This is a genomic window from Streptomyces sp. AA4, assembly GCF_000158875.1.
GTDB lineage: Bacteria > Actinomycetota > Actinomycetes > Mycobacteriales > Pseudonocardiaceae > Amycolatopsis.
Map to the genome: position 1 here is coordinate 7,316,489 of NZ_GG657746.1, position 24,197 is coordinate 7,340,685.

Below are 24,197 nucleotides of genomic sequence, written 5' to 3' on the forward strand. Positions count from 1 at the left end.
CCCCTCTCTTTCCGTCAGTGCTGCGCAGCAAGCTGCGTGAAGGTGTTCCGGCGAAGCACTACGAACACGGACCCGACGACGGCGGCCGCCAGCCAGCCCGGCCAGGCGACGTCCTCCAGCAGGACCGAACCCCCGAACGCGACGCTCGGCACTACCAGCGCTCCGACCCACAGGCCGACCAGGATCGACGCCGCCCAGGCGACCCCGATGAACGTGCCGAGCGCGAGGGTCCCCGTGGTGAACGCGAGACTCGGCAGCAACCCGAAGCCCATCCGCGCGCCGACCAGCCAGCCCGCGGCGAGCAGCACGGCCAGCACCGGCACCACGACCGCCGTGGTCCGGCGCAGGACCAGTTCCAGCCCGGCGCGCGGGGTGGCCGCGGTGAGTTCGTACGACGGATCCAGCCCGCGTGACCACGCCGCCGCCACCCCGAAGACCGGCAGCACCGGCGAAAGCAGCTGCACGAACGAGAGCCCCTCGCGCAGCGACCGGTCGAGGTAGACCGACAGCCCGCCGACCACGAGGACCATCAGCAGCCAGGGCACCATCACCGGCGTCGCCCAGCAATGCAGCCACGCCGCGGCCCGGCGCGGCGTCGGCTGCGGTGCTTCGGCGAGGCTCGGCTCGAGCCCGGCCCACACGGTGTCGACCAGACCGGCCACCTCGGCGGTGGACGCCCCGGCCAGCCGCGCCCGGCATTGCGCGCACTGCTCCAGGTGCCCTTCGATCGCCCATGTCTCGTCCCCCGGCAATTCGCGACCGGCGACGTAACCGGCGAGCATCAGGTCGGATACGTGGTTCATGGCTCGGCCTCCTTCCGACAGTCCTGGTTTCACGACAACGCCTGCCGCATCGCGATCCGGGCGCGGCGGGCCCGGGTTTTGACCGTGCCCTCCGGCAAACCGAGCAGGATCGCGGTCTCCCGGACCGACAATCCGTCGAGCGCCATGGCTTGCAGGACCTCGCGCAGCTCCGGGGCGAGGCTGCGCAGAGCATCGCCCACCGAATCGCCGACCGTGCCCGCCAGCGCCTCCTCCTCGGCGGCGGGCGAGGACAGCGACTCGTGCACTCCCGGCGGCGGGTGCGCGTGATGCGCACGCCGGCGGAACGCGTCGATGAGCCGCCGCACCGCGATCGTCCACACCCACCCCACGGCGGACCCGCCGGCGACGACGCCCGCGAACGAACCCGCGGCGCGCCACACGGCGAGGTAGGTCTCCTGCATCACCTCCGCGATGATCTGGTCATCGGAGCAGCGGTGCCGCAGGCGTATCGCGAGCCACGGCGACGTGCGGCGATAAAGCTCTTCGAACGCCGCACGGTCGCCGCGGGCGGTGCGCCGGAGGAGGCGTTCCTCGTCCGGCACCCTGGGTGGCTTGTGCTTCACACCCGGCAAGACGCCACCTCCGCGCTTCCGGTTCTCTAAACTCAGTGATCTGGGTCACATTTGCTGACTGGGCCGCTGACCGACGCAATCGTGCCCGCGGGAGGGCGGGGGCATGGGCGGAAGGGCGGGGTCTCCGTCGTTCGAGTGAGGGCGATCGTGGCGGAGAGGCTGGGGTGGCTGAGTGCGATGGGCGAGCGTCGATGGATGGAGGCGTGGCCAGCGAGTGGCAGTGCGGAAGCGGCGCAGACACGAGAACGCAGGCATAGCAACGGAACGCGAACAACTCGCGCAGGGCGGAGCAGGACGGCCCACCGGTGCGATCCTGCGGAAGAGCGTGGGCGGAAGGGCGCGGTCCTCGCTCGAGTGAGGGGCAACCGTGACGGAAGGCTGGGACGCCGGAAGGGATGGGCAACGCCGAACAGTGCATCGGCGGACGGAGGCCTGGCCAGCGATGGGCGGTGCGTCCCAACGCGGCAAGCGGCGTAGCCACGAGAGCGCGGCGTGCAACAGCGCGGGGAAGCAGGCACCTAGCGCCCGGCCTGGGTTCTGGTGGGTGTCGGCACCGGTTAGAACCGGTGCCGACCAGAACCCCGTCGCCTCGAAAGAGCAGCGGACCGCGAAACCCGCGCCGCGCACCAGTTCCCTGGCGAGCCGCCCACTACATCCCAGGCGAAAGGTCCCCGGTGACGAAGGCTGTTTTCACCCTGCACCGCGCCGCCCGACTCGCGCTGATGCTGCGCAGCGGTCCGGTGCATTGGGGCATTCCAGCCGATTTCCTTCGCGGATCCAGCGAACCGCCCGCCAGCCGTTACCCGCCCACGCCGCGGAAACCCAACCCACGCAGCGAACGCATCAAGCCGAAGGCCAGAACTTCCGCCAGCCCTCGGCCTCCAGCGTCGTCGGTTCCACCCCGGCCTTCCGAGCCGCCGTCTCCGCCGCGCGGATGTCGCGGGCGAACTGTTTCGCCACTGCCCGCAGCTCGCCCTCGGGGTCCAGGCCGCCTCGGCGGGCGGTGGCTGCCGTTCGGAAGAGCTGGGCGGGGGCTGAGGAGTCCTGCGGGAACAGGTCCAGCGGGATTCCGGCCCGGCCGCTGCGTTGGCCGAGTTTTCCGGCCAGGGCGACCGCGGGCTGGCCGAGTGCGACTCCGTCCACAATGGACTTGCGTTGTTTCTCGGCCTGCTTCAGCTCTTCCCACTTCAGCTCTTGGTGCTCGGCGGAGGCGATGCGGGCCGCGTCGGCGAAGACGTTGGGGTGGCGGCCTACCAGTTTGTCCACCAGGTCGCGGGCTACGTCGTCGATGGTGAAGGGGGCGCGGCCGTGTTCGGCGGCTACGCGGGCGTGGAACAGGACCTGGAGGAGAACGTCGCCCAACTCCTCGCGCAGGGCCGCTCGATCGTTGTCCTCGATGGCTTCCAGCAGTTCGTACGTTTCCTCGACCAGGTACTGCCGCAGGGATTCGTGCGTCTGCCGGGCGTCCCACGGACAGCCGCCGGGCGAGCGCAGGCGGTCCATGACCTCGACCGCTTCGACGAGCGGCGGCACGGGGGTTTCGATCAGCTGCGCGCCGGCGGCGAGCATTGCGGCCGCGGTCGGTTCGGTGCGGGAAGCGGCGAGCAGCACGATGTCCGCGGACGGCTGGCCGACCGGCGGTACGCCGAACTGCGCGGGGTCGACGTCGGTCGCGGCGTATACGGCGCTGGTGCGGAGCAGAGGCAGCGCGGCCGCGGGCAGGGTCGCGCCGCGGACCAGGACTACCGTGCCGGTCACTGCTGCGCCGGGGCACCGCCGCGCACCGGCACGGCCACACCCGTCACCTCGGCTGCGCTGGGGGCGAGGTTCATGCCTACTGCGTCCCACACGCCGTAGCGCGGGTTGATTTTGAAGTCCACGTTTCCAACATACGGCTGCAGCATCCGCACGCCGATCGCGCCCAGCTCGGCCGCGGTCGGCTGCTGGACCTGGTCGGTGGCGACCTTCGCGTCCGTCGACCGCTTCCGCACCACAGCGGCGACCCACCAGGTCGGCGCGCTCACCGGGTTCGGCTGGTACGCGATGGCGGTGTTCGCGGGCACGCCGAACAGCACGGTCGCGGCGTCTTGCGGCGACGACAGCGCGGGAGCCTGCTGGCCCACGTTGCCCTGCGCGCCGCTCTGGAGGTCGGCCCGGATCTTGCCCGGGTTGCTCGCGTATTCCTCGGCCTTGGCGATGGCCTGGCTGCGCGCGGTCTTCGGGTCGATCGACGGGGCCTGGCTCTCCGAGGTCGGCGCGCCGATGCTGGTGTAGTCGAAGTTCACCGAGAGCGTCGGCAGGTACTTGAGCGCGATCCGCTGCTGCAGGTACTGATCAGTAATCGCCTCGCGGTGATCGCGCAGCCGCCAGACGAGCTGAGTGACGGCCGCGGACTGGTCCTGCGTGACGGCCTCGGGCACCGGCGACGCGAGCGGATCTTGCTGCATGGCCTCGCTGACAGTGGCCTCGTCGACCGAGATGCCTTCCTTCTGCGCGGCCTTCACGACGACGTCGTGCAGCAGCGTCTGCCGGACGATCTCGCGCCCGACGAGGTCGAGCTGGTGCCGCGACGCGAGCTGCCGCGCGTACGGCTGCTCCTGCACGGCGCGGTCGAGCAGCGCCTGAACCTGGTCGATGGTGGTGACCTGACCGTCGACGACCGCGGCCATGCCCACCTGACTGGGGCCGGTACCGCATCCGGCGAGGAGGAAAGCTCCGGCGAGAACGGCGCCCAGCGCACGGCGGCGCCCCATGATCCGCATCACAGGCCCTACCCTCTCACATGGCCTCGAAACGCAACACCATCGAGGCATTCAGCGGGCTATTGTCGACATATGGACTCTTGGTTGTCGATCGAAGTCCTCGACGGGGCCTTCGCGGCGAGCGCGTGGCAACGTGCTCACGGCGATCGGCTGACCGAGGCCGCGCTGACCAACGGCGCCGAACAGTGGACGTGGCACGTCCACCGCTGGGGCGTGACGCTGGAGATCGAGTTTTCCTCGGAGGAGCAACGAGATCGCTTCCGGCACCTGCCCGCCGTGACCGCCGCTCTCGACGCGGTGCCGGACCCGGAACACGGCCTGCTCGTGTATCCGGGCCGCGGCGGCGGTTCGGGAGCCCGGGTGCCGCGGCGTCCCCGGCCGTTGCCGATGTCCGGCTGCGGGGCGCTGCCTGCACCGCAGGAGGAAGTGTCGCTGCGGCTGGCCACAGCGGAACCGCCCGGGTTCGAGGTCTGCTCGGCGCGCTGAAACCGCGGAAAGCGCACCGCGGCCGAGCAAAAGCGGCGGAACCACGCCGAGACCGGCGAGGCCCGCCGCACCGCTCACACCGCCGCCGGGGTTTTCGTCAGCTGCGCCAACAGCTTCGTGCACCAGTCAAGCAGTTCCTGGTCCCGCAGCACCGGCGCGCCCATCCGGCCGCCCGCGGGGCCTTCGGTCGGCTTCGGCACCGACACCGTGTTGGTGATCGCCTTGTACATCGCCTTGGGGTACAAGCGTTTCAGCCGCACCAGCTGCGAGTCCATCAACGGCAGCGGCGCGAACCGGATCGTGTTTCCCTGCGCCGCGACCTCGGTGACGCCGGCGGCGCGGCAGGCGTGCCGGAACGCCGCGACCGCGAGCAGGCGCGTGACCGGGGCGGGCGGCTGGCCGTAGCGGTCGACCAGTTCCTCGCGCACCGCGTCGAGCGCCGCGGTGTCGGGGGCCGAGGCGATCTTGCGGTACGCCTCCAGCCGCAGCCGTTCGCCGGGGACGTAGTCGTGCGGGATGTGCGCGTCCACCGGCAGGTCGACGCGGACTTCGGCCAGTTCCTCGTCCTCCGCCGGCTCCGCGCCCGCGTGCCGCCGGAACGCCTCGACCGCTTCGCCGACGAGCCGGACGTACAGGTCGAACCCGACGCCCGCGATGTGCCCGGACTGTTCCGCGCCGAGGATGTTGCCCGCGCCGCGGATTTCGAGGTCCTTCATCGCGACCGCCATGCCCGCGCCGAGTTCGGTGTTCTGCGCGATGGTGGCGAGCCGGTCGTGCGCCGTCTCGGTGAGCGGCGCTTCCGGCGGGTACAGGAAGTACGCGTACCCGCGCTCGCGGCCGCGCCCGACCCGGCCGCGCAGCTGGTGGAGCTGGGCGAGGCCGAGCATGTCGCCGCGCTCGACGATCAGCGTGTTGGCGTTGGAGATGTCCAGGCCGGTCTCGACGATCGTGGTGCAGACGAGGACGTCGTACTCGTTCTCCCAGAAGCCCTGGATGATCTTTTCGAGCTTGTCCTCGTTCATCTGCCCGTGCGCGGTGACGACGCGCGCCTCCGGCACCAGCTCGCGGATCCGTTTCGCCGCCTTCTCGATCGACGACACCCGGTTGTGCACGTAGAACACCTGGCCGTCGCGCAGCAGCTCGCGCCGGACCGCGGCGCCGACCTGCTTGTCGTCGTACGCGCCGACGTAGGTCAAGATCGGGTGCCGGTCTTCCGGCGGCGTGAGGATGGTCGACATCTCGCGGATGCCCGCCAGCGACATTTCGAGCGTGCGCGGGATCGGCGTGGCCGACATGGTGAGCACGTCGACGTGCGTGCGCAGTGCCTTGATGTGTTCCTTGTGCTCCACGCCGAACCGCTGCTCCTCGTCGACGATCACGAGGCCGAGGTCCTTGTAGCGGATACCGGTCTGCAGCAGCCGGTGCGTGCCGATGACGATGTCGACCTCGCCGTCGGCGAGCTGTTCGAGGATCCGGTCCGATTCCGCCTTGTGCGTGAACCGCGAAAGGCCCTTGATGGTGACCGGGAACGACCGCATGCGTTCGGTGAACGTGTTCAGGTGCTGCTGCGCGAGCAGCGTGGTCGGCACGAGCACGGCGACCTGTTTGCCGTCCTGCACCGCCTTGAACGCCGCGCGCACCGCGATCTCGGTCTTGCCGTAGCCGACGTCGCCGCAGATCACGCGGTCCATCGGGACGCCGCGCTCCATGTCCGCCTTGACCTCGTCGATGGCCGCGAGCTGGTCGTTGGTCTCGGTGAACGGGAACGCGTCTTCCAGCTCGGACTGCCACGGCGTGTCCGGTCCGAACGCGTGGCCGGGCGCGGCTTGCCGGGCGGCGTAGAGCTGCACCAGCTCGGCGGCGATCTCCTTGACCGCCTTTTTGGCGCGGGCCTTGGTGTTCTTCCAGTCCGAACCGCCGAGCTTGTTGAGCGTGGGCAATTCGCCGCCGACGTATCGGGACACCTCGTCGAGCTGGTCGGTGGGCACGAACAGCCGGTCGCCGGGCTGGCCGCGCTTGGACGACGCGTACTCGAGCAGCAGGTACTCGCGGGTCGCGCCGGCGACCGTGCGCTGCACCATTTCCACGAACCGGCCGATGCCGTGCTGGTCGTGCACCACGTAGTCGCCCGCCTTGAGCGCCAGCGGGTCGACCGCGCCGCGGCGGCGCGACGGCATCTTGGTGTTCAAGTCCTTTGTGGACGATCCAGCGGTGGCGCCGCGGCCGGTGAGGTCGGCCTCGGACAGCACCACGAGCGCGCGCTCCGGCGAGACGAAGCCCTCCGCGAGCCCGCCGCAGGTGACCGTGACGACCCCGGCCGGCGGCACGTCGGAGAGCACCTCGACGTGTTTCGCCGGTACCTCGGCCGCCATCAGCTGCTCGACCGCGCGGCTGGCGGTGCCCTGTCCGGCGACGACGAGCACGCCGGTGCCGCCGGCCGCGAGGTGCGCGCGCAAGTCGGTCATCGCGCGTTCCAGCTCGCCCCGGTAGGCGGGCGCGGGCTCGATGCCGACGCGGTAGACGTCCGGGTCTTCGCTGGTCAGCTGGGTGAGCGTCCACCACGGACGCTTCGTCTCCTGCGCGTGCGACGCGATCTCGGACAGCTCGCGGTACGCCGACGCGCCGAGGTCGATCGGAGCCTGCCCGCCCGCCGCGGCGGTGGTCCAGGAGGCCTCGAGGAACTCCTGCCCGGTGCGGACGAGGTCGGCCGCGCGGGCGCGGATCTTCTCCGGGTCGGCCAGCAGGACGTGGCTGCCCTGCGGCATCGCGTCGGTGAGCAGGGCCAGTTCGCCCTCGCAGAGCACCGGGATGAGCGCTTCCATGCCCTCGACCGGGACGCCGCCGGAGAGCTTGGTGAGCATTTCTGCCAGGTGCGCGTCGGCCTCGTAGGTGGTGGCCAGCTCCGCCGCGCGCGCCTTGACGTCCGGCGTGAGCAGCAGTTCCCGGCACGGCGGCGCGGTGACCCGCTGGATCTCGCCGGGCAGCGAACGCTGGTCGGACACCGCGAACGCGCGGATCTCGCTGACCTCGTCGCCCCAGAACTCGACGCGGACCGGATGCTGCGCGGTGGGCCCGAACAGGTCGAGGATGCCGCCGCGGACCGCGAACTCGCCGCGCTTCTCGACCATGTCCACGCGCGTGTAGGCCAGCTCGACAAGCCGTTCGAGCAGGTCCTCGAAGCTCTGCTCCTCGCCGACGACGAGGTCGATCGGCGCGAGCGAACCGAGCCCGGGAGCCATCGGCTGGATGAGGCTGCGGACGGTCGCGACCACGACCCGCAGCTGCTCGTCGCCGGTGTGCAGGCGGTGCAGCACTTCCAGCCGCCGGCCGACCGTGTCCGCGCGCGGGGAAAGGCGCTCGTGCGGCAGCGTCTCCCAGGAGGGGAAGTCGGCCACGCGATCGGGGCCGAGCAGCGCGCTGAGCGACGCGGTCAGCTCGTCGGCCTCGCGCCCGGTCGCGGTGACGGCCAGCACCGGACGGCCCGCACCGCCGCGCTCGGGGTCTTCGGCCAGCGCGGCGGCGACGAGCTGCCGTACGGCGACAGCGCCTTGCAGTTCGAGCAGCGGGGCGCCGGCGCGCTCGACAACGCCGCGCAGCGCCGGGTCGGGAAGGATGGCTTGGAGGAGTCCGGACAGTACAGCGTCGGTCACCAACCCAGACTACGTCGTGGGACCGACATTACTTTCGATCACCGCTGCCGAGGCTGCCCGCGAGCACGGTCAGCAAGCCGATCGCCGGGGCCGCCGCGGACACTGACCAGCACCAGGAAGCTCGCCGCGGCGACCACCGCCCAAACCAGCACGACGGAGCCGGTCTTCTTGCGGGCGACCAGCGTCGCGACCGCCAGCAGGGTCGCTGCCGTCATGATCCCCGGCCACGGGGTAATTCCTGCGACCCACGCTGATCAACACGGCGCAACGCTGGGCAACGACGAGGAAGCTATCGAGTCGATCACCTCCGCCAACAGAGGCAGCTGCCGCTCGACCGAACCGGGTTCCAGGGAGCCCACTCGCAGCAGTACGTGCTCCGCTCCGGCCTCCGCGTATCGGCGCACCGTTGCCGCGACCTCCGTGATCGGGCCGGTCACCGTCGCCTGGATGGTGCGGATCTGCTCCAACGGGCGCCGGTAAGTCGCCTGTGCGTAGTCCTCCAGGACACGGAGGCCGCGGCGCGGGTCGGGGTCTACGTAGGCCGTCAGGAACAGCGACGGGGTGACCGGGCGATCGCTGGTGGCGCGGATCGTCGCCAGGCCGGACGCGTAATCCGCGGGGTTCGGCGGGTACGGGAGCCAGCCGTCGTAGTGCAGCGCGGTGCGGCGGAGCGCGGCTGGCGTCGCGCCGCCCAGCCAGATTGGCGGGCCTTTGGGGCGCGCGGGGCGGACCGCCGGGGGCAGCCAGTCGTAGTGGAGAACCTTGCCGTGGAACGACTGGGACTGGCCGGTCCACAGCTCGCGCCACAGGGTGACGACGTCGTCCAGATGCGAGAACCTCGTCCGGAAATCGACCCCGGCCAGCTCGAATTCGAGCTCGCTGAAGCCGGGGAAGCCCGCGCCGACGCCGACTGCCAGGCGTCCTTCGGAGAGCAGCTCGAGGGACGCGAGGGTCATCGCGGTCTGAACCGGGTTGCGGTGCGCGGGAAGCAGGACGGCAGTACCGACGGTGACGCGTTCGGTGGCCTGTGCGACCGCACTGAGCAGGGTGAGGGGTTCGATCCGGGGGCGGGAAAGCGAGTCACCGGCCCAGATCGACGCGAATCCGAGTCGTTCGGCTTCGCGGGCCAATGCGACCAGGGCACGCGGGGTGCCGCCTGCTTCGAGCTGTGCCTGTCCGGCGGGGAGAAGAAGTCCGAATTCCACGCCGCCGACGATCCAGCGCGGCCCGGTGTCCCGGCAATTCCCTGCGGGGAATGGCCCAGCGCAAGAAAGCTCCGCCAGAATCGCGCACGTGCCCGCTTCGTTCGCCGACGCCTTGCGCGACGCCCGTTCCCGCCGCCGGCTCAGCCAGCTCGACCTCGCGCTGAAAGCCGGGACGACGCAACGCCACGTCAGCTTCATGGAACGCGGCCGTTCGCTGCCTGGTCGCGGCATGGTGGTGCGGGTCGCCGAGGCGCTCGGCCTGCCGCTGCGCGAGCGCAACGCCTTGCTGCTGACCGCCGGATACGCGCCGGTCTATCCCGAGACCCGGCTGGACGACCCCGCGTTGACGCCGGTGCTGGAGTCGTTGCGCGCGCTGCTCGCCGGGCACGAGCCGTACCCGGCGCTGGTCGTGAACCGCTACGGAGACCTCGTCGCGGCGAACGACAGCTTCGACCTGCTGACCGAGGGCGTCGCGGCGGACCTGCTGGAACCGCCGGTCAACGTGCTGCGGCTGGCGTTGCACCCGCGCGGGATGGCTCCGCGCATCCAGAATTTCGCCGACTGGGCGCAGCACGTGCTCGAACGCCCTCGCCGCGGTCTGGCCAACGGACCCGACCCGCGGCACCAGGCGTTGCTGGACGAACTCACCGGGTACCTGCCCTCGCCCGGCGAGCCGTCCGGCGACCATCTCGGGTTCGCCGTGCCGCTGCAGCTGTCCAGCTCTGCGGGCGACCTGCGGCTGCTCACCGCGATCACCCAGTTCGCCACCGCGGTCGACGTGACCGTCGCTGAGCTGAGTCTCGAAACCTTCCTGCCCGCCGACGCTTCCACCGCGGAACTGCTCAAGGCGCGACCCAACCGGTGACCTGACCCATCGTCAGCTCCACGCCCGCCCACAGCACTGCCGCGCACAAGCTTCCGACGAAGAAGCGTCGGTACGACAGTCCGGCCGAACCCGCCACGCGCGGCACGAGTGTGCGTACGCCGGCGAGACATCGTCCTAGGACGACTGCGGGCACGCCATAACGCGCGACGGTCGCTTCAGCCTTGTCCCACTTCGCTTCGCCGATCCGTTGTCCTACGCGCGAGCGACGCAGCTTCGGACCCCACAGTCGTCCCTCCCAGTACGCGAGCTGGTCCCCGGCTAGCGCCGCCGCGACGCAGACCGTGAGCGCTGGCCACAGCTGCAAAGTCCCTCGCTGCACAAGGAAACCCATGAGCAGCAAGGTGGACAGCGTCGGCAGCACGATGCCGGGCAACAGCGCTGTCTCGGCCATGATCACCAGCGCGCAGATCAGGTAGACAAGCGGCGCGGGAGCGTCAAGAAGTGGCTGAAGCAGGCTGTCCATACCGGTCCAGTCCCGACCGCACGGGCAAGGCCGCGCGGTACACGTACGCCGGCGGCAGGTTCCGCCAAACCACACTGGTGCGTTCGACAACCGCGAAGCGGCTTCGCAGCAACCACGCGAACCGACGCGCTGGCGGGGTCCAAGCGGTGTGCGCGTACGCGAAGGTGGTGAAGCGGCCTTGTGGAGAAAGCACGTCGCAGACGGCATTCAGTACCGCTGCCTGCGGTGCGGCGTGCATCGCTGTCCACGGCAGACCGGAGACAACCACATCGACCGGCATGGTCACGTACGCAGCGACGTGTTCCGCGGAACCCTCCGCAACGTGCAGCGACGGGAAGCGTGCGCGCAGCTCCTGTACGAGGTGGGGATTGATCTCTACCGCCGTGAAGTGCGCGTCGCGCTGAAGCATGCGAAGCAGCATTTCGGTGAACACACCTGTTCCTGGCCCCAGCTCCACGACGCTGTGCGCGCTTTCGACGCCCAGCCCGGCAGTCATCACTCCGGCCAGCCGTGCCGAACTGGCCGCGATCGCGCCGGTCCGCATCGGGTGCCGGAAGAACTCCCTGGTAATCGACATGTTTTCGACGGTAGGAAGCACTTCGGTCATCGCGGATCGGCTCGGTCGGCGGGAAAAGTCGTCCGCTCGGAGGACCACAGCCATCCTCCCGAACGACGCGCCCGACGACGACCGCGCGTTACGTTCGTTTCGTGCGTGGACTGGTCATGTGGGTACGCAAGCAGCGTTGGTTGCTGGACTTGCCGCTGTACGCCGTCTTCGTCGCCTTCGGCCCCAACATCGCGGATCAAGAGACGTGGCCGATCCGCATGGTTTCGATGCTGTTCCTGCTGCCCCTGTTGCTGCGTCGCCGCTACCCGCGCACGGTCGCGCTTCTGATCCTCATCGGAGTCGCTGTCGTCTACGCGAACGAGATCTGGGCCTACGACCGCGGCCGTAGCGACCTCGCGATGGCAGTCATGCTGTACACGCTCGTGAAAGCCGGTGACAGATGGTTCATCGGCTTCGCGGTAGCTATCGTCGGCCTGGACGCCTTCTGGGGATTCACCTGGGGCACCAACACCCTGAACCCGACGCTCACCGTCTTCGGCACACTGCCGCTGTACTTGGCGGCGTGGGCGCTAGGCGCGTTCTTCCGCACGAAGGAACAACTCGCCGAAGAAGAACGACTGAGAACTGAACTGACGGCGTCCGAGGAACAAGCCCGCAGTCGCGCTTCAGTCGCCGAAGAGCGCACACGGATCGCGAGAGAACTTCACGACGTACTCGCACACAGCATGAGCGTGATCGTCCTGAACGCCGAAGGAGCGAAGCTCGCGCGCCACCACGACCCGGACGCTGTCGACCGTACGCTCGACACCATCAGCAAAACCGGCCGTTCCGCGCTCGCTGAGCTGCGGCGGCTGTTAGAAGTGATGCATGCTGGCGAACCCGCGCGCGCTCCGCAGCCGACGCTCGACCAGTTGCGCACGCTCGTCGCGCAGTCCGGCCGCGACATCACGCTCGAAGTCAACGGCGACATCGCCGACCTGCCCGCCGGCGTCGCGCTTCAGGCGTACCGCATCGTCCAGGAGGCCTTGACCAACATGCTCAAACACGCGCCGCCCGACGCGACCGGCCGGGTCCGGGTCACCTTCGCCGGTCCGGAAATCCAGGTCGAGGTCACCAACTCCGGCGGACGGCAGCCGGTCGCGGCGGGACTGCCCGGGTCCGGACGCGGGCTCACCGGCATGGCCCAGCGCGTCGCGATGTACCACGGCAAGCTCGAAACCGGCGCGCTGCCGGACGGCGGCTACCGCGTGTCGGCCACCCTGCGGACGGACGCCGCATGACGTCCGTGCTGATCTGCGACGACCAGGAACTGGTGCGCGTCGGGCTGCGGATGATCGTCGACAGCCAGCCCGATCTGGAGGTGGTCGCCGAAGCGGGCGACGGCGCGGAAGCCATCGAGCTCGCCCGCGCGCAACGGCCGGATCTCGTGCTGATGGACGTCCGGATGCCGGTGCTCGACGGCGTCGCGGCCACCGCGCAGATCTGCGCCGAGCTGCCGGAAACCTCGGTGCTGGTGATCACGACGTTCGACCTCGACGAGTACGCCTACTCCGCGCTTCGCGCCGGGGCCAGCGGATTCCTGGTCAAGGACGCGCCGTCGGACGAGATGCTGGTGGCGATCCGCGGCGTGCTGCGCGGCGACGCGATGGTGTCGCCGTCGGTCACGAAACGCCTGCTCGACCGCTATCTCAGTGCGCATCGGACGCCGCTGGACGAGCAGAAACTCGAGACGCTGACCGAACGCGAGAAGGACGTGCTCGGCCTGATCGCGCGCGGACTGTCGAACACCGAAATCGCCGGAACGCTGTTCATCGGCGAGACGACGGTGAAGACGCACGTCGGACGGTTGCTGAACAAACTCGGGCTGCGGGACCGGGTGCACGCGGTCGTCTTCGCGTATGAATCCGGATTGGTACGTCCCGGCGGCTGAATCGGGGCATGCTGGACCCATGCGTCTCGTCGCGTTGCTCGCCGCCGTCCTGCTGCTCGCCGCCTGCTCGGCCGCGCCGGCGAGCGCACCCGCGAAGCCCGAACCGGACCGGTTCGCCGTGCAGGAGGTCGCGGACGGCCTCGAACACCCCTGGGACGTCGCCTTCCTGCCCGACGGTTCGCTGCTCGTGCCGCAGCGGCCCGGCAAGCTCGCGCTGGTCCGCGACGGCCGGGCGACCGCCGTGCGCGCCGATTTCTCCGACGTCCTCGTGCAGGGCGAAGGCGGCCTGATGGGCCTGGTCCTGGCGGCGGACTTCGCGACCTCGCGCGAGTTCACCACCTGCCAGACCCACCAGGAAAACGGCCGCGCGGCGGACGTCCGGCTCGTCACCTGGCGGCTCGCCGACGACGGCACGAGCGCGGCGAAAGTCCGCGACCTGCTGACCGGCCTGCCGGTGAACCCGAGCGGACGCCATTCCGGCTGCCGCCCGACGCTGGCTCCCGACGGCGCGCTGCTCGTCGGCACCGGCGACACCGCGCGGTCCACCGTCGCGCAGGACCGGCACAGTCTCGGCGGCAAGGTGCTGCGGATCGACGCGAAGACCGGGGAACCATTGCCGGGCAACCCGTTCCTGTCCTCCCCCGACCCGAACGAGCGCCGGATCTACACCTTCGGGCACCGCAACGTGCAAGGTGTCGCGATCCGGCCGGGCACCGGCCAGGTCGTCACCTCCGAACACGGACCGGCGTTCGACGACGAGGTGAATCTCCTGCGCCCAGGAGGAAATTACGGCTGGGATCCGTCGAAGGGCGGCACCGATTCCAGCTACGACGAGAGCGTGCCGATGACCGACACCAAGCGGTTCCCGGACGCGGTTCGTCCACTGTGGACCAGCGGCCAGGTCACCGAGGCGATCAGCGGCGACGCCTTCCTCACCGGCAAGCAATGGGGTGCCAACGAAGGCGCGCTGGTCGTGGTCGCGTTGAAGGGACAGAAGCTTCTGCTGCTGCACCTGGACGCGGCCGCGAAGGTCACCGGAGTCACACTGCCCGCGGAATTCAACGACAAATTCGGCCGGTTGCGCGCGGCCCGAAGCGGACCGGACGGCTCCCTGTACGTGACGACTTCCAACGGCAGCAACGACAAAGTGCTGCGCGTGACCCCCGGCTGAGGTCAGCCGACGTACGCGCCGCCGTTCACGTGCACGACCTGACCGGTGACGTGCCCGGCCTCCGGGGATGCCAGGAACCGCACTACCTCCGCGACGTCGTCCGGCTTGCCCGCGCGTTTGGTCATTGTGTTCTCGACCAGCCATTCCTGGCGTTCGGCGGAGAGTTTCCCGCGAAAGAATTCAGTGTCCACGATCAGCCCCGGCGCGACGATGTTCGCGGTGATTCCGCGCGGCCCGAATTGCCGTGCGGTTTCGGTATTCCACACCTCCACCGCGGCTTTCGCCCAACCGTACGATTCGGCGCCGGTGTGCCCGGCGATCGAACCGATGGTGACGATGCGGCCGTTGTCCGCGAGCCGGTCCTTCAGCGCCGTGGTCACGAACGCCGCGCTGAACAGGTTCGCCCGGAGGTTGGCCGTCCACGCCGCGTCGAGCGCTTTCAGTCCGCCGCTGTCCGCATGCAGGAAATCCGTGTTGCCGCCAGCGTTGTTGACCAGCACGTCGACCCGTTCCGGCAGCTGATCGAGCGCCGCCTCGACCGCCTCGGGATCACTCGCGTCGAAGCTCACCGCACGCGCGCCGAGCAGCGACGCCGCCTCGGTCAGCACGTCCTCTCGCCGTCCGGTGATCGTCACCTGATCACCAGCCCGGGCCAACGCCGACGCGATCGCGTACCCGATTCCGGTGCCGCCCCCGGTCACTACCGCTTCCCGTTTCATCCCACGTCCTTTATTGCTAAAGTACCTCTCGTGGACGACGGTACCGGCGGCGGCGAAAACCCGTCAAGCGACGAGGTGGACGAGATCCAGCGGGCGTGGCTGCGCGAGCGGCCGGGCACGCCGGTGTCGTCCATCGGCGTGATCACGCGGATCTGGCACATCGCGAAACTGCTGGAGGACGACCGGCGCGCGACCATGCTCGAACTCGGGATGGACGCCTCGACCCGCACCCTGCTCAGCACACTGCGCCGGGCCGGGCCGCCGTACCGGCTCAGCGCGGGCGAACTCGCGAAACGCTGCCGGGTCAGCCCCGGCGCGATCTCCCAGCAAACCGCGCGGGCCGAACGCGACGGCCACGTCCGCCGGGTCAAGTCCACTTCGGACCGTCGCGGAGTGTACGTCGAACTGACCGAGGCCGGGCACGAGCTGATCGAGCGCACCGTCGGAGACCTGCTGGAGCACGAGGAAACCCTCGTGTCCGCGTTGTCCCCGGCGCAACGCGACCAGCTCGCCGATTTACTGCGCATCCTGCTCGCGGACCTCGACCGGCGGGCGCGGAGGTAGGGTGACCGGCATGCCCACCATCGACAAAGTCGCCTGGCTGCACGTGGTCGACGGCAAGCTGCTCGCCGCGCGCTCGGCGGGCAAGGACACCTGGTACCTGCCGGGCGGGAAACGCGAGGAAGGCGAGTCGGACGTCGAGACTCTGGTCCGGGAGATCGCCGAGGAACTGAGCGTGACGCTGGACCCGGCTTCCGCGCGGCTGGCCGGAACCTGGGAAGCACAGGCGCACGGCAAAGCGGACGGCGTCGTGGTGCGGATGACCTGCTACACCGCGGAGTATTCCGGCGAGCTGAAGCCGAGCAGCGAGATCGAGTCGTTCGGCTGGCTCGCGCACGCCGACCGCGACAAGGTGTCGGCGACGGTCCAGCTGATCCTCGACGACCTGCACGCACAAGGGAAACTGGCCTGATGCTGCGGCTCGGGACCACGGTGCTCGGAGTCGCCGACGTCGACCGCGCAACACGGTTCTGGTCTGAGGCGCTCGGGCTCGTCGAGGACCCGGAATGGGCGAGCGAGACGTGGCGGACGCTGGCCCATCCCGGCGGCACGCACGCACTCGGCCTGATGCGCAGCGATTCGCCCGCCGAACCGCGGCCGCGGCTGCACCTGGACCTGTACACCGACACCGCGGAGGAGCAGCGCGCCGAGGTCGAACGGCTTATCGGGCTGGGCGCGCAACGGGTCGACTGGCCGCATTACCCGCCGAAGCCGGATTTCGTCGTCCTCGCCGATCCCGACGACAACCGGTTCTGCGTTGTGGACCTCAGCAACGCGCCGTCCGGCAGCTAGGGAATCAGCCGAGCAACCGGGGCTTGTTCTCCAAGTGGGACAACCCGTTCCAGGCGAGATTCACCAGATGCGCGGCCACTTCGTCCCGCTTCGGCTTGCGCGCGTCCAGCCACCACTGCCCGGTCAACGCGACCATCCCGACCAGCGCCTGCGCGTACAGCGCGGACAGCTTCTCCTCATACCCGCGCGCGGCGAACTGCTGCGCGAGGATGTGCTCGACCTGGCTCGCGATGTCGTTGAGGACAGTCGAGAAGGTGCCGGTGGAACTGGCGACCGGGGAATCGCGGACGAGAATGCGGAAACCGTCGTGGGAATCCTCGACGTAGCTCAGCAACGCGACGGCCGCCTGCTCCAGCATCACTCGCGGGTGTCCACCGTGGAGGGTCGAGACCATCCGGTCGAGCAGCAGCTGCGTCTCGCGGTCGACGACGACGGCGTAAATGCCCTCCTTGCCGCCGAAGTGCTCGTAGACCACCGGTTTCGACACGTTCGCCCGCGCGGCGATCTCCTCGACGGAGGTGCCGTCGAAACCCTTTTCGGCGAACAACGCGCGCGCCACGTTGAGCAATTGCTGCCTGCGCTCGGTGCCGGTCATGCGCACCCGGGCGACCGGTGCGGCCGGCCGCGCGCCGGTGACCGCCGCTTCTCGCTTCGCCCGTCGTCTCGCCGCCATTCGCAGCAGGGTAGCGGGCTCGGCCCCGGCCGGCTTCAGGGAGCCGCCGGTCGAGACGAACGAACCCCGCCGGAGCGACGGGGTTCGTTCGGCAGAGCGGGCCGGGAAAACCAAGCCCGGCAAGGAAAACTACTTGGCCTGCGCCGCGATCCGGGCGAGCCGCTGCGGGGTCGGCCACCGCACGTCGTGCACCCAGCCGAACTTTTCGAAGATCCAGATGAGCCGCGCCGACATGTCGATCTGGCCGCGCTTCACGCCGTGCCGGGCCGAGGTCGGGTCGGCGTGGTGCAGGTTGTGCCACGACTCGCCGAAGGAGAAGATCGCCAGCGGCCAGAAGTTCGCCGAACGGTCGCGGGCGGCGAACGGGCGCTCGCCGATCATGTGGCAGATCGAGTTGACCGACCAGGTCACGTGGTGCAGCACGCAGATCCGGACCAGGCCCGCCCAGAAGAACGCGGTCACCGCGCCCCACAGCGACCACGAAAGCAGGCCGCCCAGCAGCGCCGGGCCGAACAGGCTCACCAGCGACCACAGCCAGAACAGGTCGTCGACCTTGCGGATCGCCGGGTCCTTCACCAGATCCGGCGCGAACCGGCCCTGGTTGCTCTTGTCGCGCTCGAACAGCCAGCCCATGTGGGCGTGCCAGAAACCCTTGGCGATGGCCAGCGGCGACGTGCCGTACGCCCACGGCGAGTGCGGGTCGCCGTCGCGGTCGGAGAACGCGTGATGGCGCCGGTGGTCGGCCACCCAGGTGATCACCGGTCCCTGCAACGCGATGCTGCCCGAGATCGCCATCACCACGCGCAGCCACGGCTTCGCCTTGAACGAGCCGTGCGTGAAGTGCCGGTGGTAAGCGACGGTGATGCCGAGGCCGCTGATCCCGTAGAACACGACGAAAAGCGCGACGTCCAGCCAGGTCAGCCCCCAGCCCCAGGCGAACGGAACCGCGACCAGCAGCGCCACGATCGGCAGCAGCACCCCGAAGTACACCGACAGCTGGACGCCGATCGACCGCTGTCCTTCGATGATCGGCTTGGGCCCCTTTGGCGGGTCGCCCGCTGACTGAGAACGATCGAGGGTGGCCGTCATGCGCTCACTTCTTTCCTCTCACAACCCCTTGCGAAGGGTGCCCTTACCTACGGTGTCGTAAGTTACGGTACAGGAGGTTTCCGGCGCTGTGGAGGCCCGAAAAGTCCGATTGCCCGGTGCCCGGGACGGGTCTGTGGCGCACGCCTCCCCCTCCTGGCGCCGCCGTCCTCGATCATCGCTATCCTGACCAGGACCGATCCGCCGTAGTGTAATCGGCAGCACTTCAGATTTTGGTTCTGACAGTTCAGGTTCGAATCCTGGCGGCGGAGCTGCACATCCGGCGAGGGCGATGGGAGTGGGGGCGGCTGAGCGAGGAACCGAGCGACCCCGCGGGCGCCCGCCGCCCGACCCTGGTCGAGATGTCGGACGCGTGGCTGGTCGGGCGCGCGCGGGAACTCATCGCGGCCGTTCAGCGCCAGGAGCACGAGAACCAGCTCGAGATCGTCAAGATCATGGACGAGCTGCTCGAAGAAACCCTCCGCCGGGGTGAACCCACGCTCGTCGCCCAGCTGCTGCGCGCCTCCGCCTTCTCCCGGCTCGTGACCCGCGGCCTCGCCGCCGAGGCCGAACCCCGGCTCGACGAAATGCTCGCGCACACCCGCCGGCACGGCCTGTCCCTGCTGCGCGCGGACGCGCACGCGCTGCGCGGGCGCCGGCTCGTGCTCGCCGCGCAGGAGGACGCCGCGCTCACCGAGATCGCCCGCGCGCTCGCGATCCTCGACGATTCCACGATCCCGGACCGCCAGGTCGGCGTCCGCAACTGGAACCGCATGCAGTCGATGGCGCTCATCGACTGCTGGATCGTGCTCAACCAGCTCGGCGTCTACGAGGCCGCCGAGGAGGTGATCGGCCGCGCGCACCAGGCGATCCGGGAAAGCGCGAGCCCGCACGAGATCACCCTGCAGCTGATGAACCGCGTCAAGATGCTGCTCGGCTGGGGCCTTCGGCTCGAGCGGATCGAGCAGTACGACGAATCCGCGGAGAAGTTCCGCACCGCCGCGTCGATGGCGGTGGCCGCGGAGGGCCCGTTCGCCGAATCGCTGTTCCCGCGCAAGATCGGCGTGTCCGCGGTCGACCAGGTCGGCGTGCTGGCCGCGGCGCTCGCGCTGCACAACCCGTCGGCCGAGCACGTCGACCGGCTTCAGGGCATGCATCTCGGCCACCACTACCCGCACGAGCAGGAACTGGTCGCGATCGCGCTGGCCCGCTGTCTCGACGCGGCCGGCCGCCGCTCGGACGCGCTGCAGGTGCTGCGGGAGTCGCGCGAGGTGCTGGCCAAGGACGTCTCGCAGCCGTCGATGCGGCTCACCCTCTCCCGCGAACTCGCCCGGCTCGACCCGGAAGCCGCGAGCCAGTCGCTGATCGACTACGCGACCGCGCTGGAAACCGAAATGTGGGCGCTGCGCGAATCGCAGATCGCCACGCTGAACGCGCGCCGCGAGCATGAACGGCTTTCCGCCGAGCACGGCGCGATCACCCAGCAGGCGCTGCAGGATCCGCTCACCGGCCTGCCGAACCGCCGCGCGCTCGACGAACGGCTGCGCGCGCTGGCGTCGTCGGCGGACGCGCAGCCGCTCGCGGTCGCGCTGGTCGACCTCGACGGGTTCAAGGGCGTCAACGACAAGCAGTCGCACGCCGAGGGCGACAACGTTTTGCGTGTTGTGGCAAGCACTCTGCGCGATGCCCTGCGCGGCGACGACGTGGTGGCCCGCTACGGCGGCGACGAGTTCATCGTGCTGCTGCCCGGCGCCCCGGCGTCGGCGGCGAAGATGGCGCTCGGCCGCGCGGCCAAGTCCGTCGCGACGCTCCCGCACCACCTCTCGCACGGGGTGACGCTGTCCATCGGCTTGGTGTCGCTGCGTCCGCAGGAGCGGGCCGAGCAGGTGCTCGCGCGCGCAGATGCGGCGATGTACGAGGCGAAACGCGGCGGCGGCAACCAGGTCGCGTCGGCCAACTCGATGGCAGGCGACGGCACGGGCGGCTGGCCTGGGGAAACGGCTCCGACCGACCCCGCGTGGAGCGCTGAGGACCCCACGTAGGATCGTTGGTGCTCGTCAACGCACCGGTGAATCGTTGGGAGACTCGTGAGCGGCCCGCTGAGCACGCTGATCCTCGCTGCGGGTGAGGGCACCCGCATGCGTTCCTCCACTCCTAAGGTGTTGCACCCGATCGCCGGAAGGCCGCTGGTGGAACACGCAGTGCGCGCCGCCGCCGGCCTCGCGCCGCAGCATCTGGTGGTCGTGATCGGACACGGCCGCGACGCCGTGCGCGCCGAACTCGACCGGGTCGGCGAGACGCTCGGCCGCGAGGTCGCCACCGCCGTGCAGGAGGAGCAGAAGGGCACCGGGCACGCCGTTTCGTGCGCGCTGGCCGAACTGCCGGAGGGGCTCACCGGCACCGTCCTCGTCAGCTACGGCGACGTTCCGCTGCTGGACACCGAAACCCTGGAAGCGCTGCGGGCCGAGCACGCCAAGACCGGCAACGCGGTCACCGTGCTCACCGCCGAGGTCGCCGACCCCACCGGCTACGGCCGCATCGTGCGCGGCGCCGACGGTTCGGTCAGCGCGATCGTCGAGCACAAGGACGCGACGCCGGACCAGCGGGCGATCACCGAAATCAACTCCGGCGTCTACGCCTTCGACGCGGCCGTGCTGATCGACGGCCTTTCGCGGCTGTCCACTGACAACGCGCAGGGTGAGCTTTACCTCACCGACGTCCTCGGCATCGCGCGCGAGGACGGCAAGGGCGTCGGCGCGCTGGTCGTGGACGACCCGTGGGTGACCGAAGGCGTGAACGACCGCGTGCAGCTCTCGGTACTCGGCGCCGAGTACAACCGCCGCATCGTGCGCCGCTGGCAGCGCGAGGGCGTCACGGTCACCGACCCGAACACCACCTGGATCGAGGCGGACGTCACGCTCTCCCGCGACGTGCTGATCGAGCCGAACACCCAGCTCAAGGGCCGTTGCTCGGTCGGCGAGGGCTCTGTTGTGGGCCCGGACACCACGCTGACCGACGTGCGGATCGGCGCGGGCGCTTCGGTCGTCCGCGTGCACGGTTCGGGCTCCGAGCTGGGCGACGGCGTGAATGTCGGCCCGTACACGTACCTGCGCCCGGGCACGAAGCTCGGCGCGAAGGGCAAGCTGGGCGCGTTCGTCGAGACGAAAAACGCGCAAATCGGCACCGGGACGAAGGTGCCGCATCTCACGTATGTGGGCGACGCGATCGTCGGCGAGCACAGCAACATCGGCTGTTCCAGTGTCTTCGTGAACTACGACGGGGTGAGCAAGCACCAGACCGTCGTCGGTTCGCATGTCCGGCTTGGGGCGGACAACACGCTGGTCGCGCCGGTGCGGATCGGGGACGGCGCTTACAGTGGAGCCGGTGCGGTGATCCGCGACGACGTTCCGCCTGGCTCACTGGCGCTGTCGGCCGGTCCGCAGCGCACCATCGAAGGCTGGGCGGTCCGGCGCAGGCCGGGTACGCCCGCGGCGGAGGCGGCGGAAGCCGCTCTCGCCGCCCAGCAGCAGGACACCGTTGTGTCCGAGTCAGCAGCAGGAACCGACGGGGAGTCGCCAGCATGAGTCCGAAGTCAGGTACGCCGAAGAAGAATCTGATGCTCTTCTCCGGGCGTGCGCACCACGAGCTCGCGGAAGAGGTCGCGAAGCACCTCAACGTGACGATCACCCCGCAGACCGCGCACACGTTCGCCAACGGCGAGCTGTTCGTGCGGTTCGAGGAGTCGGTGCGCGGTACCGACGCGTTTGTGATCCAGGCGCACACCACGCCCATCAACGAGTACGTGATGGAGCAGCTGATCATGGTGGACGCGCTCAAGCGCGCGAGCGCCAAGCGGATCACCGTGGTCATGCCGTTCTATCCGTACGCCCGCCAGGACAAGAAGCACAAGGGCCGCGAGCCGATCTCGGCGCGGCTCATCGCGGACCTGTTCAAGACCGCGGGCGCGGACCGGATCATGACGGTCGACCTGCACACCGCGCAGATCCAGGGCTTCTTCGACGGCCCGGTCGACCACCTCATGGCGCAGACCGTGCTCGCCGACCACATCAAGGCGACGTACGGCAACGCCGACATCACCGTGGTGTCGCCGGACTCGGGCCGCGTGCGCCTGGCCGAGAAGTGGGCGCAGCAGCTCGGCGACCGGCCGATCGCGTTCATCCACAAGACCCGCGACCCGGACAAGCCGAACCAGGCCGTCGCCAACCGCGTGGTCGGCAAGGTCGAGGGCAAGCTCTGCGTGCTGATCGACGACATGATCGACACCGGCGGCACGATCGTGAAGGCGACGGAGGCCCTGCTCGAGGAGGGCGCGGCGGACGTGGTCATCGCGACCACCCACGGCATCCTCTCCGACCCGGCCACCGAGCGGCTCTCGCAGTGCAAGGCCCGCGAGGTCATCGTGACGAACTCGCTGCCGATCCCGGAAGAGAAGCGCTTCCCGGGACTGACGGTGCTGTCCATCGCCCCGATGCTGGCCGAGGCCATCCAGCAGGTCTTCGAGGACGGTTCGGTCACGTCGCTGTTCGACGGCAACGCCTGAGTCTCAGCAGTTTCTGACGACGCGGCCCGAGTTGGCGGCGCGGCCTGGAGCAGGTCGTGTCCGCTGGCTCGGGTCGCGTCGTTTTGACGACCACGCCCGTTCGCCGGGACGAGGCTCGCCCGACCAACGCCGCTGTGCCTGGGCAGATTCCTCCGGACGACAGGGTCACAAGCGGACCGCACCATCGCAGGCAGAAGCACGCCTGACCCCAGGCTGCCGATCCGAGCTGACTGCCTTCGCCAGAAATCCGCGCTCCACGCCACGCGCAGACGGCACCTCGCTCGGGCGGAACCGCACGCCTCAGCACCGCACCCGGACAGACTGCGGACAGCCAGCGCACGGACAATGCCGTTCGCGGGCAGCGCCATACGCGGGCAGGGCCGCACTCAGGCAGCGCTGCACGCAGGCAACGCCATACGCAGACAACGCCATACGCAGGCAACGCCGCACGCAGGCAACGCCGCACGCAGGCAACGCCGCACGCAGGCAACGCCATACGCAGGCAACGCCATACGCAGGCAACGCCGCACGCAGGCAACGCCATACGCAGACAACGCCATATTTTAGACAACGCCGCACGCAGGCAACGCCATACGCAGGCATGACCGCCGCGGCAGCGACGCCCTTGTCCGGCACCTCTTTCGAGCAATCGCGCCACCCTAGTCAGCCAAAAGTACCCCTCACCCTTCCGTTCTCGGTGTTCTCTCCCTCCCCCCTCCCCCGAACCCACCCACCCACCACCACCGCGAAGCCCTCACCGCAAGCCCCGCATCAACCCCCTCACACCGCGCCCATGTCCGACGACAGCCACCTCTCCGGGCGCATGTGGAACGCCATGTGCTCGCCCAGCTGGGTCCGCTCGAACTCCACGTACCCGGCCACCTTGTCGGCGGGCAGGTAGCGCGACGCCATCTCCCACGTCAGCTCGTAGCTGCCCGGCCGGGTCCGCACCACCGGGCCCTCCACCGACACGTACCGGACCGTCGGCTCGACCCGTTGCGCCATCAGGCTGAACCGGCCCGCCGCCTGGATCGCCTTCCCCTTGCGCGAGTCCGGTTCCGTGATCACCCACAGTTCGCCGCCCGGGGTGTACTGGTACCAGATCGGCACCGTCAAAGGCGCGCGGTCCGGGCGCTCGACCACCGAGAGCGCGCCGATGTGCGGTTCGGCCAGAAACTGTTCCCGTTCTTCCTTCGACAACACCATGCCCCGAAGCTAGCGACCGGGTACGACAAAAACCGGGTTCCGCCGGGGGCGAAAACCGATGCGTCACCCGTCCGGGACTGGC

At 69.7% G+C, this 24,197-nt stretch carries 24 protein-coding genes and 1 tRNA gene; 12 read left to right on the forward strand and 13 right to left on the reverse strand.

The genetic code is table 11. The annotated features are described in order from the left end of the window. Window positions 1-14: 14 nt before the first annotated feature. The 4 genes from SSMG_RS33245 to SSMG_RS33260 form a co-directional block, all read right to left on the reverse strand. Window positions 15-803, reverse strand: coding sequence for a zf-HC2 domain-containing protein (locus tag SSMG_RS33245; protein WP_009083385.1), 789 nt, complete (start codon window positions 801-803; stop codon window positions 15-17). 29 nt (window positions 804-832) lie between these two features. Continuing rightward, on the reverse strand, window positions 833-1,387 hold the full coding sequence (locus SSMG_RS33250; protein WP_009083387.1) for an RNA polymerase sigma factor: 555 nt from the start codon (window positions 1,385-1,387) through the stop codon (window positions 833-835). Between the two features lie 852 nt (window positions 1,388-2,239). Then, window positions 2,240-3,154, reverse strand: a complete 915-nt coding sequence (locus SSMG_RS33255; protein ID WP_037715665.1) for a MazG family protein — start codon at window positions 3,152-3,154, stop codon at window positions 2,240-2,242. Continuing rightward, window positions 3,151-4,149 carry a hypothetical protein gene (locus SSMG_RS33260; protein ID WP_199786053.1) on the reverse strand — a complete coding sequence of 333 codons (999 nt, stop codon included), beginning with the start codon at window positions 4,147-4,149 and terminating at the stop codon, window positions 3,151-3,153. Before SSMG_RS33260 ends, SSMG_RS33255 begins: the two co-directional genes overlap by 4 nt. Before the next feature lie 81 nt (window positions 4,150-4,230). Here SSMG_RS33260 and SSMG_RS33265 point away from each other — a divergent pair, with 81 nt between their 5' ends. Further along, window positions 4,231-4,644 (forward strand): hypothetical protein, encoded by a 414-nt coding sequence (locus SSMG_RS33265; RefSeq protein ID WP_009083393.1) that lies wholly within the window; start codon window positions 4,231-4,233, stop codon window positions 4,642-4,644. Between the two features lie 74 nt (window positions 4,645-4,718). Here the strand turns inward: SSMG_RS33265 and mfd are convergent, their stop codons facing one another. Genes mfd through SSMG_RS33275 form a run of 3 tightly spaced genes read right to left on the reverse strand, consistent with a single transcriptional unit; the run spans window position 4,719 to window position 9,499 of the window. Next, complete coding sequence (gene mfd / locus SSMG_RS33270; RefSeq protein ID WP_286156992.1) at window positions 4,719-8,294, reverse strand: transcription-repair coupling factor; 3,576 nt, start codon at window positions 8,292-8,294, stop codon at window positions 4,719-4,721. Between the two features lie 38 nt (window positions 8,295-8,332). After that, a complete protein-coding gene (locus SSMG_RS45715; RefSeq protein ID WP_009083396.1) occupies window positions 8,333-8,509 on the reverse strand; it encodes a hypothetical protein in 177 nt (58 codons plus the stop codon). Between the two features lie 39 nt (window positions 8,510-8,548). Continuing rightward, entirely contained in the window at window positions 8,549-9,499 is a 951-nt protein-coding gene (locus SSMG_RS33275) for an LLM class flavin-dependent oxidoreductase (RefSeq protein ID WP_009083398.1), read from the reverse strand. Window positions 9,500-9,587: 88 nt separating this feature from the next. On the opposite strand from SSMG_RS33275, the gene SSMG_RS33280 reads away from it, so the two are divergent. Further along, entirely contained in the window at window positions 9,588-10,364 is a 777-nt protein-coding gene (locus SSMG_RS33280) for a helix-turn-helix transcriptional regulator (RefSeq protein ID WP_009083400.1), read from the forward strand. Here SSMG_RS33280 and SSMG_RS33285 read toward each other — a convergent pair. Next, window positions 10,342-10,848 carry a DedA family protein gene (locus SSMG_RS33285; protein ID WP_009083401.1) on the reverse strand — a complete coding sequence of 169 codons (507 nt, stop codon included), beginning with the start codon at window positions 10,846-10,848 and terminating at the stop codon, window positions 10,342-10,344. The genes SSMG_RS33280 and SSMG_RS33285 overlap by 23 nt on opposite strands. Then, window positions 10,820-11,455 carry a class I SAM-dependent methyltransferase gene (locus SSMG_RS33290; RefSeq protein WP_009083403.1) on the reverse strand — a complete coding sequence of 212 codons (636 nt, stop codon included), beginning with the start codon at window positions 11,453-11,455 and terminating at the stop codon, window positions 10,820-10,822. Before SSMG_RS33290 ends, SSMG_RS33285 begins: the two co-directional genes overlap by 29 nt. Window positions 11,456-11,556: 101 nt before the next feature. Between SSMG_RS33290 and SSMG_RS33295 the strand changes: the two genes are divergently transcribed. From SSMG_RS33295 to SSMG_RS33305, 3 genes are read left to right on the forward strand one after another with little or no spacing between them, the layout of a single operon-like run. Then, window positions 11,557-12,696: a sensor histidine kinase gene (locus tag SSMG_RS33295; RefSeq protein ID WP_199786055.1), complete on the forward strand. Its 1,140-nt coding sequence runs from the start codon at window positions 11,557-11,559 to the stop codon at window positions 12,694-12,696. Next, window positions 12,693-13,346, forward strand: coding sequence for a response regulator transcription factor (locus tag SSMG_RS33300; RefSeq protein ID WP_009083406.1), 654 nt, complete (start codon window positions 12,693-12,695; stop codon window positions 13,344-13,346). Before SSMG_RS33295 ends, SSMG_RS33300 begins: the two co-directional genes overlap by 4 nt. 19 nt (window positions 13,347-13,365) lie before the next feature. Then, window positions 13,366-14,517 (forward strand): sorbosone dehydrogenase family protein, encoded by a 1,152-nt coding sequence (locus SSMG_RS33305; RefSeq protein ID WP_009083408.1) that lies wholly within the window; start codon window positions 13,366-13,368, stop codon window positions 14,515-14,517. Window positions 14,518-14,519: 2 nt separating this feature from the next. Here SSMG_RS33305 and SSMG_RS33310 read toward each other — a convergent pair whose 3' ends face one another. Next, the gene (locus tag SSMG_RS33310) at window positions 14,520-15,236 is read right to left on the reverse strand and encodes an SDR family NAD(P)-dependent oxidoreductase (RefSeq protein WP_009083410.1); all 717 of its coding nucleotides are present in this window, start codon (window positions 15,234-15,236) and stop codon (window positions 14,520-14,522) included. A gap of 30 nt (window positions 15,237-15,266) precedes the next feature. Here SSMG_RS33310 and SSMG_RS33315 point away from each other — a divergent pair, with 30 nt between their 5' ends. From SSMG_RS33315 to SSMG_RS33325, 3 genes are read left to right on the forward strand one after another with little or no spacing between them, the layout of a single operon-like run. Beyond that, complete coding sequence (locus SSMG_RS33315) at window positions 15,267-15,800, forward strand: MarR family winged helix-turn-helix transcriptional regulator (protein WP_009083412.1); 534 nt, start codon at window positions 15,267-15,269, stop codon at window positions 15,798-15,800. 10 nt (window positions 15,801-15,810) lie between these two features. Continuing rightward, window positions 15,811-16,209, forward strand: coding sequence for an NUDIX domain-containing protein (locus SSMG_RS33320; RefSeq protein ID WP_037718414.1), 399 nt, complete (start codon window positions 15,811-15,813; stop codon window positions 16,207-16,209). Beyond that, complete coding sequence (locus tag SSMG_RS33325; protein ID WP_037715669.1) at window positions 16,209-16,589, forward strand: VOC family protein; 381 nt, start codon at window positions 16,209-16,211, stop codon at window positions 16,587-16,589. Before SSMG_RS33320 ends, SSMG_RS33325 begins: the two co-directional genes overlap by 1 nt. Before the next feature lie 4 nt (window positions 16,590-16,593). On the opposite strand, the gene SSMG_RS33330 is transcribed toward SSMG_RS33325, so the two are convergent. Both SSMG_RS33330 and SSMG_RS33335 read right to left on the reverse strand, forming a co-directional pair. Then, entirely contained in the window at window positions 16,594-17,184 is a 591-nt protein-coding gene (locus tag SSMG_RS33330; RefSeq protein ID WP_037357077.1) for a TetR/AcrR family transcriptional regulator, read from the reverse strand. Between the two features lie 207 nt (window positions 17,185-17,391). Further along, on the reverse strand, window positions 17,392-18,351 hold the full coding sequence (locus tag SSMG_RS33335; RefSeq protein ID WP_009083418.1) for an acyl-CoA desaturase: 960 nt from the start codon (window positions 18,349-18,351) through the stop codon (window positions 17,392-17,394). Window positions 18,352-18,548: 197 nt separating this feature from the next. On the opposite strand from SSMG_RS33335, the gene SSMG_RS33340 reads away from it, so the two are divergent. The 4 genes from SSMG_RS33340 (at window position 18,549) to SSMG_RS33355 (ending at window position 22,909) form a co-directional block, all read left to right on the forward strand. Further along, window positions 18,549-18,620: transfer RNA gene (locus SSMG_RS33340), tRNA-Gln, on the forward strand. A gap of 90 nt (window positions 18,621-18,710) precedes the next feature. Next, window positions 18,711-20,390, forward strand: coding sequence for a diguanylate cyclase (locus SSMG_RS33345; protein ID WP_009083419.1), 1,680 nt, complete (start codon window positions 18,711-18,713; stop codon window positions 20,388-20,390). 45 nt (window positions 20,391-20,435) lie between these two features. After that, complete coding sequence (gene glmU / locus SSMG_RS33350) at window positions 20,436-21,932, forward strand: bifunctional UDP-N-acetylglucosamine diphosphorylase/glucosamine-1-phosphate N-acetyltransferase GlmU (RefSeq protein WP_009083421.1); 1,497 nt, start codon at window positions 20,436-20,438, stop codon at window positions 21,930-21,932. Beyond that, window positions 21,929-22,909: a ribose-phosphate diphosphokinase gene (locus tag SSMG_RS33355; RefSeq protein WP_009083422.1), complete on the forward strand. Its 981-nt coding sequence runs from the start codon at window positions 21,929-21,931 to the stop codon at window positions 22,907-22,909. The genes glmU and SSMG_RS33355 overlap by 4 nt, the downstream gene beginning before the upstream one ends. Window positions 22,910-23,689: 780 nt before the next feature. Here the strand turns inward: SSMG_RS33355 and SSMG_RS33360 are convergent. Beyond that, on the reverse strand, window positions 23,690-24,115 hold the full coding sequence (locus SSMG_RS33360; RefSeq protein WP_009083423.1) for a pyridoxamine 5'-phosphate oxidase family protein: 426 nt from the start codon (window positions 24,113-24,115) through the stop codon (window positions 23,690-23,692). Window positions 24,116-24,197 lie beyond the last annotated feature (82 nt).